The following is an 11973-nucleotide window of genomic DNA, read 5'->3' as shown; positions in this document are numbered from 1 at the left end:
AATATGACTCAGAGGGTCTTAATATCACACAAAATTAACTTCACATATTCTGATAAACTCATTTATTATTGTACCTTTCCATTTATTCTTATGAATAAGCAACTGTAGAAGCAGCTTCTCTTCATTTTCCTTATCCTTCAAATGTAGTCGCTTTATCCTTTGATTTTCATTTACTACTAGTCCAGGCAGATATGTTATTCCAAGCCCGTTCGCCACGATTTTAATAATCGCCTCTGTTGAGGAGCTCTCCATTAGTATGTCTGGTTCAATTCCATTTCTTTTAAAAAATGCTTCTACTTTTTTCCGATATTGACAATTTGGTTCTGTCAAAACGAATTTCTGTTTCTTTAAATCCTCCAAGCATACGTCTGCTGATTCCAGTGGCGCATTTGCTGCTATGTAAAAGCCAAGATTGACGGTCTTTTCTAGTAACAAACACAATTCATCCGATGGTTTATTAAAATCCAATACAAATGCTATGTCAGCCCGTCCACTTGCGAGATAATGCTTCAATTTATCAGCGATACCTGATACGATTTTAATATTCACTTTAGGATACTTTTGAATAAACTGATTTAAAATATTCGGCAGAACTGTCATACAGACAGAATCTACTGCTGCAATACTTAGTGAACCTGATATTTCCTTTTCTTCATGCATAGCATCCAAAAATCTGTCTGTAATTCTAAAAATTTCATTGCTATACTCTAATAATTTTTCTCCCGCAGGTGTAATACGAATCGTATTTCCATACCGTTCAAATAATTTTACTCCAAGTTCATTTTCCAATAGCTTAATCTGTGTAGTAACTGTTGACTGCGCATATCCAAGCTGCTCCGCGGCTTTTGTAATACTATTCAATTCACATACTCTTTTAAACGTATAAAGATTCCTATTTTCCATGTACACCTCATCATAATTCTTGATGTCCTCTTTCGAATATATCAATTTTGCAAATGTCAATTAACATGGTAACATGTAATTCATAAAACAACAATATGAGGAGATTAACATGAAAAAAATATTAATTCTCTGCGGAAGCGGACGTAGACATGGAAATTCTGAAAAGCTTGCTGATGCGTTTATCAAAGGAGCAGCACTACATAACGAAATTACCAAAATTACATTAGCTAATAAGAAAATTGCCCCATGCTGCAACTGCAACTACTGTCAAGATCATAACGGTGGATGCGCTATTCAGGATGACATGCAGGAAATTATTACTGCATTACAAAATAATGAGATCCTTGTGCTTTGTTCACCAGTCTATTATTTAGGCTTCAGTGCACAGCTCAAGACTGTCATTGACCGGACTTATGCCGAAAGTGCAATAGGAAGAAAGATTCAAAGTACAATTCTCTTATCTGTTGCCGGAAAAAAAGACGCATTTGTTTCAGAATGTATGATTAATGCTTATCAACAATTATGTGATTATCTTAGTTTTAAAAACCTTGGAATTATCTCTGCTAAAGGCTTCGAGAACCCTAATGACATAGAAAATTCCTCCATGCTAATTGATGCATTTGAACTTGGGAAATCTATCATTTAACTAAATGAAGTGAATAAAATAGTTATTAGTTCTTGTAAAGATATAATTTAATTAATGACCAGGTTTCTTCTTGATAGAATCGAACTAAAGACAACCCCGTCACCTTAACATCGCTGTAGCTAATAATTACTCCTCAATCTTCTTTATTTCATCCCCAATAGCATCAATACCATAGCTTATATCATCAAGGCTAACTTTGCTTATACTAAGCTTTAAAATTCTATCATTATAATACGTGTCTATGTAATTTTCGCATATATTATTAATGATTATATTTTTCTCTTTAAGCCTCTTTATCAGTTTATCTATATCAGTAACACGCAAAAATTCTCCGCAGGCAAAAAAACCGGATTTCGGGATATGCCAGCAAATATGAGGAATGGGCGCTGTCTCTACTAACTCATTAAGCAGCTTCATTTTTTCAGCATAGATTTGCCGCATCTTTTTACGATGAGTCTTAATCATACCGGATTTTATGTATATTTCTAAAGCTCCTTGAGATAAGATTGAGGTACTTAAATCGATCCATTTTTTATACTCTGTAAAATGCTTGGCAAGCACTCCAGGTATTACTGCTGCGGCAATTCTGAGGCCTGGCAAAAGTATTTTAGAAAAGGTTTTAATATAGATAACTCTGTCATTCATATCTTCATAATACAAAGAATAGGCATTATTCTGCAATTCTAAATCACTTAAATAATCATCTTCGATGATATACACATCATATTTAGCGGCAAGCTTTAAAATTGCTTTGCGCTCATTTTTATTTAGGCTTGTACCTAAGGGATTGTGAAACCTTGGTACAGTATAGAAAAGCTTGATATTATTTTGGGCAAAATGTTGTTCAAGTTCGGTTAAATCTAGGCCGGAAAAGTTTCTTGTGACTCCGTATACAGGAAATTTACTTGCCTCCAAAAACTTTACCAGTCCATTATAAGTTGGCTGTTCTACTAAAATATTAGTTTTATTATTAGGAAATGGCATAGCTGCCAAAATATTTAGTGTTTGCTTTGCGCCTGCCGTAATAAACAGATTGTCCGGTTTAGCAAATATCTGATAATCCTCCAGATATACCTTCATAGCTGCAATTAGGCTGGGCAAGCCTTGGGGCGGAGCGTAATTAAAAAGGGCATGCTGATACTTATGAATAGCTCCGTTTAGGCAATGCTCAATTTCCTGATAAGGGAGAACTGTGTCATCAGGAGTGGTTGAGACAAAGTTTACTAGTTTTGGGCCGACTTCAGCGTGTTTGTTATTTACCAGATAATAGCCATCCTGTGGAACAGCAAAAACTATATGCCGCTGCTGCAGTTCGGCATAGGCTCTGACTGCTGTCACCTTGCTGCACTGATACAGTTCTGCAAGTTCTCGAATAGTCGGCATGCGTTCTTTCGTTTTGATTTCGCTGTTTTCGATTTTCTTTAGCAAGTACTTTGCAATTTCCATATATTTAGGCATGACTGACCTCTTCTATAATTCTTGTACTAGTACAACGTACGATTTTATTCATTGTGGTAACAGAATGTTTTGCTTATAATAACTATTGTACTACGTAGTTACAAATGATTCCTGTACTAAAAAAGGAGAGATTATATATGTTTATTTTGATTTTGAAATATACAAGCGAGCTTAGCGAAATTGATAACGCCCTGTCCGCCCATATTGAATATTTGAATAAATATTATGCCCTCGGCAAATTCATTTGCTCAGGGCCGCAAAATCCGCGCGTCGGCGGAGCTATTGTATGCACAGCTAAAGACAGAGCTGAAGTTGCTACTATTATTGCTGAAGATCCATTTTATGCTAAAAGGCTGGCTGACTATGAAATTATTGAATTTTTACCGACAATGTATGCTGATGAATTAAAACCGCTGCTTGGGTAACAGGTAAAAAGTAAAACCGAGTCCCCCCGGGCGCACCATCTAAATACAATGATAGCAAGGCTTCAGGGCCTTGCTATCATTGCGTAAGCCAGGGGACGGTTCCGTTGCTCCCGTCAAAGATTCGAATTTTGCTAGTTAAGTAGGGAAGCAAACGAAGAACGAAACCACTTTCGCGATGTTCATAAAAGAGAGCCACGATGGTACTACGAAAGCCACTTGTAGATGTGAGAGTACACGCGTGGCTCATTTCAAACATAATATTCAAAGGTATTGGAAGTACTTCTGGTAGGATGGGGGCGGCGGTTTTTTACTCATCCACCAATGATTTCAATTTTGCAGCAGTACTATCCAGAACATGTTGAAGTATTGGACTTACGTTTCCTTGGTACCTCGGTATTTCTGCCGGAAGCGGCTGGTTTGCTAAAAGGTAAAGATGAATGCGTTCTTGTTTGATGTTTCTTACTTACGTTGAAAAACCTAAAAATAAATGAAAGTATATTGCTTAAAAAGCCTACGATTGCAAATTAAAATGAACTTGCAATCGTAGGCGCTTTTATATATAATAACCTTGTAATGAAAAATATGGTAGAAGCTGAAAGATGAACAGCAAATAAATTAAAGAGGGAGCAATAAAAATGAGTTATCTCGATACTACTCATGAATTGTATAAGGAAGCGGCTTTAACACCTCAGGCTAGCTTGTGTTGTGTAACAAGTCAGGCACGGTTTTTGCCGGATTTAAACGTTCCAGACATTATGCACGAAATGAACTATGGCTGCGGAACTACTGTACACTTTGGCGACCTAAATCCGAAGGATACTATTCTTTACGTAGGTGTAGGCGGTGGCTTAGAAGCACTTCAATTTGCATATTTTGTTCGGCGACCCAATTCGGTAATTGCCGTAGACAGGGTTCCCGAAATGATGGCTAAAGCTCAGGAGAATTTTAAACTAGCGGCCGATTTAAATAATTGGTTCCAACCAGATTTTATTAAAGTGGTTCAAGGTGATGCGCTTAACCTCCCGATAGAAAATGAAAGCGTAGATGTCGCCGCTCAGAACTGTCTTTTCAATATCTTCAAAGAAAATGACTTGACTAAAGCTCTTGCTGAAATGTACCGCGTTTTAAAACCAGGTGGCAGACTTTACATATCTGACCCGATTACAACTAAGCCAATACCAGAACACTTACGTAAGGATGAACGGTTACGGGCAATGTGCCTTTCAGGAGCATTAAGCTACCAAGAGTACTTAGATAAAATAATTAGCGTAGGATTCGGTACGATTGAAATACGCGCCCGTCGCCCATACCGTATTTTGGATGCGAAACGATATGGAGTGTCAGAGGATATTTTATTGGAGTCACTCGAATTGGTCGCTTACAAAAATCCCATTCAATCCGACGGAGCATGTGTTTTCGCTGGTGAAACGGTTATATATTTTGGGGAAGAAGATAATTTTGATGATGGCAAGGGACATTTTGTTCAAAGGGATGTACCATTGCCAATTTGCCAAAAGACGGCTAAAAATTTGCGTGCATTAAACCGCAAGGACTTATTAATAACCGAGCCAACTTATCACTACACTGGCGGCGGATGCTGCTAATTATGGGGTGAAGTCATGGAATTAAAAAAATATATCACTGAGTTTATTGGTACATTTTTCTTGCTATTTGTGGGGACAGGCGCAATAATCGTAAATCACCTCTCAAATAATGCACTTGGTCATATGGGTATTGCTTTTGCTTTTGGTTTTGTTATCCTAATTCTGATATACGCTTGTGGGCATATATCAGGAGCGCATTTTAATCCTGCGGTTACTATTGCATTTTCTGTTGTGGGGAAGTTTAGCAAGGGACAAATAGTACCCTATATCATAAGCCAGATACTAGGAGCTTTGTGTGCCAGTGCAGTTTTAAGGATGCTCTTGGGTAATGTCTGTGATATGGGCGGAACATTTCCTACACTACCAGTAGGAAGTAATTTAATCACCACCTCATTTATTATGGAATTTGTTTTCACGTTCTTGTTAATGTTCGTGATAATGAGTGTTGCGACAGATTCTAGGGCTGAGGGTAGTTTTGCGGGAATAGCAATAGGCTTGACGGTTTTGATTGGAGCAACCGTGGCGGGGCCGATTTCAGGTGGTTCTTTTAATCCAGCACGTTCTATCGCACCAGGAATCATCTCTGGGAATATGGAACATCTTTGGTTGTATATAGTCTCGCCAACTATGGGCGCGATTTGTGGTTCATTACTTTACAATGTTATTGGTAATTCGCCTTCACCTTCCCATGAAGCAACTTGTGCAAATATAAATTTGGATGGCACCTATATATAGGTGTGACAATCAAGGTCTGAAAAGAAATAATATGGTATAAAAGCCGGGATTTCGCTAATTTGCGTTATCCCGGCTTTTTCTCCTATAGCCTTTTCGATAGTTGCTTTCAGCAGGTCAATCCTCAGAAAATTTTTAGAAAAAATTCTAGTATCGTACTGAATGCGACTAAATGGAAGGTATTAGTATATTACTGTGTGAAGCGAAGGATATCAACAGAATACCCTTAAATGAAAAATACGACTGTTCTATGAACAACCAGATTGAAGTCATGTGATTATCCATGATGCTCCTTATGAGCACAACTTTCCGGAATGAATCGTAATCGTTGTATTATTCAATCCCAAAACACGAGAATACTCCACTTTCTTGGCAATGGCGTTTACTAATTCAATGCCACCAACCAGGTAACTCTTTTCTTCTTTTTCGCTGTCCGAATACTTTGTCGGATCAAAGTATTCACCATCATCCCTCAAAACGATTATAATTTCCTCTTCTAGTATTTTAATGCGAATATCAATGTAATTCTTTTTCTTGCCTTGATTATAGCCATATCTCGCTGTATTGACAGCCATTTCTTCGATTACCATTCCCACCTTATTGCACAGTCTAATTTCGATTCCGCCTTTATCCAAAAATTCAATGGTTTTTTCCGAAACACCTACTGCATGTTCAATGCTGCTCATGATGGTTAAATCCAGCATCCTAAAATCGCAAACACGTTCGTTATCCAATAATAATATATCTTTATACCTTCCTGCTGACTTTTTCTTCATATAAAGGTAATACACCACAATCATCATAATTGTGACAGCTTCTGCCAGAACAAAGGAAATCCATACGCCTGTAATACCCATCAGCCTTGATAAGACTAAAGCTCCTGGTACCACAACCGCAAACCCTTGCACAACGGAAATGGCATTAGCAATTTTTCTTCTTCCTGTGGTCATATAATAGTACAACATAAGATAGGTGAGGCTTGACCCGATTAAGCTGACGGAAAATATTCTGACTGCCAGTACTCCTACTGCCAGATCAGCGGCATGAGTTAACCCAAATAAGGTCAATACGGCTTCTGGGAAAAACTGCAACAACGCAATAATCACAATACTTGCAAGAACAAGGATCTGAAATGCCCGCTTCACAACAAACCTGATTCCCACAAAATCTTTTTCCCCATACAAGGTTCCTATGATCGGTGCCATAGTCAGAGCTGTCCCGGAAATAAACATTGATATCAAGAAAAGACAGGAAATACATACCGAAAAAGCCACCAGACCAGAGCTTCCTGCCACGTTCAAAACAATAGTATTGATACATAACATTTTAAGAGTCATTAAGATATTGCTGCTAGCACTCGGTGTACCAGTAATAAAAATCCGCTCTAGATACTGGAGTGCCCGTACAGGCTTAGACAGCAGTTTTAAATTAATATTCAGCGTTCTGTCTTTAGCAAATACATAAGAAAGCAGCACCGCAAATCCAATCACATAGCCGGAAACGGTGGCAAGTGCAGCGCCGCCGATACCCATGCCAAAGAGACCGATATAAACTAAATCTAACAGAAGATTAATCCCGTTGGCCGTAAGTAATACGACAGATGCCAGTTTGGCTTTCCCATCAGTTCGAAGACAATACACCATACCCGGGATCAGTACCAATACCGGTGTTCCATAAATCAGCACCTGATAAAATTCCTTAACCAGCGGCAGTAAAACCGCCTCACTTGTTAACAACAGGCTGATTTTATCTAAGAATAAAAATTGAACGATCATCAAGACTACGCTTACAACAAGCATCGCCACCAAAGAAACGGTAAAAATATCATTAGCATACGCCTCTTCGCGCCTGCCTTTGGCAACAGCTATCACAGTCGCAGCTCCCATTCCCAGGAAAACAGCGACTGTGGTATAAAGCATCTGTATAGGAATTACCAGATTAACAGCTGCCAAGGCATTTGCACCCAGAAAATTCCCAACAATAATACCATCCACAATAATGGACATGGAATTTGCCATAGCAGTCAAGACAGTCGGAATAAAAAATTTTCTAAATTTTATATCTAGCAGACCGCTATTCCGATGGTAGCCAAAGTCCATAGCTATAATCATTCCTTTCACAAGTTCAAGGCACAAAACGGGATGAAACCGTTGCTCTTGGGCTTATTTTGTTTTACAACTATATTGTTGAGATTAAAGGCAACTACCAATCACGTGGTGGTGAGTGTGCTTCAAATACATTACTTCAAAATTTATTGCGGACCTCCGTTTAGAAATATTTTACAGGCTCTACCAAACTACTTCTCGGATAATAGCAAGGAATCCTGCCATCAAAATCGAATTTGACTGGAACTCCTTTATGCTGTCAGAATAGGATGGCAGCGGCAAGTCAATAATAAACATATAACTAGGGGGAGGATTGCCTTGAGTAATCAAGTGATTTTATGGTCAATGTTACTCCTGCCATGGCTGACTTTAGTCTTTATGAAGAAGGAAGATATAAAGCGTTTCATGCCTGTCGCTCTATTTTCTGCGCTTACTAGTATATTAGTTGTAGAGGCGGGAGAAAATCTAGGGTGGTTTATCTATGGAGAAGCAGCTTATCCACTAAAGACACACTCTTATATTATTTTTGGATTAAATATTGTCACTACTATGTGGCTATTCCGCTTTATTTATGGTCGATTTTGGATATACCTAGTAATAGATACAGTACTAAACTTTGGATTTATATATTTATTTCATGTTTATTTTCTAGGCAGCAGAGGACTTTTTCAAGAGGTAGGTATTACCCCTTTACTAAACGCACTAATTACTACTATCGATGGTGTTTTAGTATACGGTTATCAAATGTGGCAAGAAGGAATATTTGTTAGGTCTGAAAAAACCAGCTTTAGAGCAAACCTGCAACCAGCAGCAGCGAAACCATTAGAACAGGATGAGCAAGACAAAAAATGAATCATGCCTTCCTAAACTGCGTCAGTCGATGGTTCGAGTCCTCCCAGGCGCACCATTAAAAAGGTTCTGCAAGCATTTGCTTGTAGAACCTTTTTGCCGTTTTATTTAGCTAATAGTATTGATGTTTATGTTTGCAAGCCATTTAGATATTCTATCGATTTTTTTTAACATATCATTGTTGCAGTTATCAACAGGCTTGCGAGGCAGAATTGGTATAAGCACTTATCTTTTAAATTGGTACCAACATTCGTTTACGGTTAATACGAAATTAATTGGTAATAGTAACAGGCGTTCCAATAGGAACTAACCGCGAGAGTTCAAGAACGTCCTTATTATACATGCGTATGCATCCGTGTGATACCAATTTCCCGATAGAGGCTGGATTATTGGTACCATGGATGCCATAGTGCGGTATGCTTAATCCCATCCACATAGCACCAAAGGGTCCGCCAGGATTTGATACCTTATTAATGATATTGTAGGTACCCGATGGCGTCGGTGTAAGCATTTTGCCAACCCCGACGGGATATGAGCCTATAGGTGATCCATTCTTATAGAGTGCAAGACGCTTAGTCGATAAATTTACAGTGATCGAATAGGCCACTGTATCACCTCCTGTGGTATTATATGCAACACAAGAGGTACGGCTATTTCGTTTGTCAGTGCATAGTTCTAATAGGAAAAATCTGTAAATTATACTAATTTGACAACTTCTTTACGCGCCGCAAAGACTTTCCTAGCAACCCCAACCGCATTTAGAACTCGCGGAAATCCTGTATAAGGAATGCACTGCATAAAAATCTCGATAATCTTATTTGATGTAATTCCTACGTTTAGCGCCCCATTGATATGTACCTCCAGCTGATTTTCACAGCCGCCTTGGGTTAACAAACTTGATAAGGTAACCATTTCCCGTTCCTGTAGATTCAATTCTTCCCGGCAGTATATATCACCAAAAGCAAATTCGATAATGTACCTGCCTAAATCGGGTGCAATATCCTTAAGAGCGTTAATGACATTTTCACCAGCTGTACCATCTACCTCTGCCAGTTTTTGTAACCCTTGTTCAAATCGATTTAATTCCATTGTTGTGACCTCCTGTATTTGATATAATTGAATTGTAAATGTTAAAGTATACTTTAAGTCAAGAGGATTTTATCAATGAATTATTCAATAGGACAATTTTCAAAGCTAACCAATCTTAGCGCGCCTACACTTCGCTACTATGAGCAGGAGCAATTAATTGTCGTCAACCGAGATTCCGGCAGACGGCGGTATTATACTATAGAAGATATTGCTTGGATTTTATTTATCAAAAAGCTAAAAGATACAGGCATGCCCATAAAAGCTATTAGAGAATACGCTGTACTACGCTATCAGGGCGACTCGACCATTAGGCGAAGATTAGAAATACTCGAAAACCACAAACTGACGGTCATACAGGAAAAGGCCAAATGGGATAATAATCTACAAAATCTGGAGGAAAAAATCAAGGTATATCAGCACAAATTAAAAAATAACGAGCCATAAAACTAACAAACTAGCATTGTAATATAGCGAATGTTGCATTATTCCAGAAAAGTCCAACAATACGGAATAAACTTTTTAATTGACAATAATTATCCATTTGATTTATATTTTAATCAAATAGGATTTAGAAAATACTAGAGGCGAATATATGAAAAAATTATAACCCCCTAGCCTAAGAAATTGGCTTGGGGGGTTTATTATTGCGATTTACCAGCCTCCTACTCAATTTGTAATTTAGTAGTTATACCTGAGTTAGAGGAAGAAAAATAGAATGAAAGAGGTTTATTGTATGAAAGATATATTATGTATGATTAGAGTAATATTAGGGTTTTCCTCAACAGTGGCACTTTTCTTTGCTTATTGCACATTTTGGGATTATACAATTAAGTCAAGTTTTATAGCATTAGTCTATGGAATAGCTTGTTCGTTACCTCTCTGTACTTTCGTTTACTACTTAGAAGAAGATGAATTAAACTGAAGATACCGAGGAAATGGAAGAGTAACTCCCAACAGATGGGACTAGTGGAAGTTAAAGAAGACAAGGGGACAGTGGAAGTGCCATAAATGACACAACCAGCGTTCCCTTGTCTTTGTCTAATCAGTGCGGTCAGGCCGATACTTGCTCCAATCTGGTTTATTTCATAGCACGGCGCATTAGGTAATTGTATGATACAATTTGCCAACCAATTAAGCCAATAATTACTGACGAACTTGAGATAGGCAGAGCAGTGTAGGATACTAGATTTTCTTTTTCTAGATTTTCATTTGTCTGAGGAGGTTTTTTCGTCGTGCTGTTAATGAAATCAAACTGCAAACCCAGTGATAGCACTCTACTTTTTCCATCCACAGCTTGCTCCGGCGGTACCTGGTATATAGAAATCTGAAAACAAGAAAGACAAAATAAAAAGAGCAATATAGCAAGTGTAGTCAGCATGGTGTTTTTGGCCGCCTGTCCGGTCAAGAGTACTTCGCGTTCGTCCCGCTCTTTGAGGAAAGTAAGTTTCGCCAATACTTTTTCTCTACATGAGGCTGACATCATTAGCCTCATACTGAGACAAAGAGAAACTACCATCCATGATCCAAAGATAAAGCATCCGCCAAAATCATACCAGACTTTTGCATAACTATTTTTCTGCGCGGCCGCTTCCAAGCCAAATATAGAAATTGAGATAAAATAAAGCAAAATTATAGGCAGCTCATACAAAAATATTTTTAAAATAACTCTGTCAAATCTGTTCATTCTGATTCCTCCTCAATCGAAAAAATAGCGTTAATGTCTGTTTTGAAAAAACGGGCAATACGAAAGGCCAACTCTAAAGAAGGGTTATAACCTCCGCCTTCCATCGCTACAATAGTCGCCCTTGTTACGCCAATCGCCTTTGCTAGCTGCTCTTGGGTCAGTCTCTGCTCTGCCCGATATACATGCAGGCGATTTATTATTTTAAGCTGCGTTGTTGATTTAGTCATACAGTACCCCCTTTCATAATGCAAGTATATTATAAATGTATAATTAATTAAACAAAATGTCAAGTTTATTTTACATTATTAAATAGAGGCTGGCAAATGTAAAAACTCTGTAGGCGAGTCTCGTCTACAGAGTTTTTGCATATTCAGAGGAGTTATGCTTAAAATGTTACTATGGGTGAAAGGCCTAAAACAGCAGGGAAAATAGTAAGCTTGTCGAATGACGCCTAGTGGGACTCATTATCCCCCAGTAT

Annotated in this window: 14 protein-coding genes; 7 read left to right on the top strand and 7 right to left on the bottom strand. The window is 38.2% G+C overall.

Features of this window, described 5'->3' with window-relative positions:
• Positions 1-24 precede the first annotated feature (24 nt).
• Positions 25-903 carry a LysR family transcriptional regulator gene (locus tag ACZ449_RS20400; RefSeq protein ID WP_464257891.1) on the bottom strand — a complete coding sequence of 293 codons (879 nt, stop codon included), beginning with the start codon at positions 901-903 and terminating at the stop codon, positions 25-27.
• 109 nt (positions 904-1012) lie between these two features.
• On the opposite strand from ACZ449_RS20400, the gene ACZ449_RS20395 reads away from it, so the two are divergent.
• On the top strand, positions 1013-1549 hold the full coding sequence (locus ACZ449_RS20395) for a flavodoxin family protein (protein ID WP_464257890.1): 537 nt from the start codon (positions 1013-1015) through the stop codon (positions 1547-1549).
• 126 nt (positions 1550-1675) lie between these two features.
• Here the strand turns inward: ACZ449_RS20395 and ACZ449_RS20390 are convergent, their stop codons facing one another.
• Entirely contained in the window at positions 1676-3007 is a 1332-nt protein-coding gene (locus ACZ449_RS20390; protein ID WP_464257889.1) for an aminotransferase-like domain-containing protein, read from the bottom strand.
• Between the two features lie 137 nt (positions 3008-3144).
• Between ACZ449_RS20390 and ACZ449_RS20385 the strand changes: the two genes are divergently transcribed.
• From ACZ449_RS20385 to ACZ449_RS20375, 3 genes are all read left to right on the top strand, one after another.
• On the top strand, positions 3145-3432 hold the full coding sequence (locus ACZ449_RS20385) for a YciI family protein (protein WP_464257888.1): 288 nt from the start codon (positions 3145-3147) through the stop codon (positions 3430-3432).
• A gap of 635 nt (positions 3433-4067) precedes the next feature.
• Positions 4068-5036, top strand: a complete 969-nt coding sequence (gene arsM, locus ACZ449_RS20380; protein WP_464257887.1) for an arsenosugar biosynthesis arsenite methyltransferase ArsM — start codon at positions 4068-4070, stop codon at positions 5034-5036.
• A 15-nt stretch (positions 5037-5051) separates the two neighbouring features.
• Entirely contained in the window at positions 5052-5771 is a 720-nt protein-coding gene (locus ACZ449_RS20375; protein WP_464257886.1) for an aquaporin, read from the top strand.
• Between the two features lie 290 nt (positions 5772-6061).
• Here the strand turns inward: ACZ449_RS20375 and ACZ449_RS20370 are convergent, their stop codons facing one another.
• Positions 6062-7867, bottom strand: coding sequence for an MATE family efflux transporter (locus ACZ449_RS20370; RefSeq protein WP_464257885.1), 1806 nt, complete (start codon positions 7865-7867; stop codon positions 6062-6064).
• A gap of 324 nt (positions 7868-8191) precedes the next feature.
• On the opposite strand from ACZ449_RS20370, the gene ACZ449_RS20365 reads away from it, so the two are divergent.
• Positions 8192-8725, top strand: a complete 534-nt coding sequence (locus ACZ449_RS20365; protein ID WP_464257884.1) for a hypothetical protein — start codon at positions 8192-8194, stop codon at positions 8723-8725.
• A 268-nt stretch (positions 8726-8993) separates the two neighbouring features.
• Here the strand turns inward: ACZ449_RS20365 and ACZ449_RS20360 are convergent, their stop codons facing one another.
• Together ACZ449_RS20360 and ACZ449_RS20355 are read right to left on the bottom strand one after the other, a co-directional pair.
• Complete coding sequence (locus ACZ449_RS20360) at positions 8994-9329, bottom strand: L,D-transpeptidase (protein ID WP_464257883.1); 336 nt, start codon at positions 9327-9329, stop codon at positions 8994-8996.
• A gap of 89 nt (positions 9330-9418) precedes the next feature.
• Entirely contained in the window at positions 9419-9811 is a 393-nt protein-coding gene (locus ACZ449_RS20355; protein WP_464257882.1) for a carboxymuconolactone decarboxylase family protein, read from the bottom strand.
• 75 nt (positions 9812-9886) lie between these two features.
• Between ACZ449_RS20355 and ACZ449_RS20350 the strand changes: the two genes are divergently transcribed.
• Together ACZ449_RS20350 and ACZ449_RS20345 are read left to right on the top strand one after the other, a co-directional pair.
• Entirely contained in the window at positions 9887-10255 is a 369-nt protein-coding gene (locus ACZ449_RS20350; protein ID WP_464257881.1) for a MerR family transcriptional regulator, read from the top strand.
• A gap of 289 nt (positions 10256-10544) precedes the next feature.
• Positions 10545-10733: a hypothetical protein gene (locus ACZ449_RS20345; RefSeq protein WP_464257880.1), complete on the top strand. Its 189-nt coding sequence runs from the start codon at positions 10545-10547 to the stop codon at positions 10731-10733.
• Between the two features lie 156 nt (positions 10734-10889).
• On the opposite strand, the gene ACZ449_RS20340 is transcribed toward ACZ449_RS20345, so the two are convergent.
• Positions 10890-11495 (bottom strand): hypothetical protein, encoded by a 606-nt coding sequence (locus ACZ449_RS20340; protein ID WP_464257879.1) that lies wholly within the window; start codon positions 11493-11495, stop codon positions 10890-10892.
• Complete coding sequence (locus ACZ449_RS20335; protein WP_464257878.1) at positions 11492-11722, bottom strand: helix-turn-helix transcriptional regulator; 231 nt, start codon at positions 11720-11722, stop codon at positions 11492-11494. The genes ACZ449_RS20340 and ACZ449_RS20335 overlap by 4 nt, the downstream gene beginning before the upstream one ends.
• Positions 11723-11973 lie beyond the last annotated feature (251 nt).

Source organism: Desulfosporomusa polytropa (genome assembly GCF_055380075.1).
Note: the sequence above shows the minus strand (reverse complement) of the source record. Positions and strands in the feature narration are given on the sequence as shown.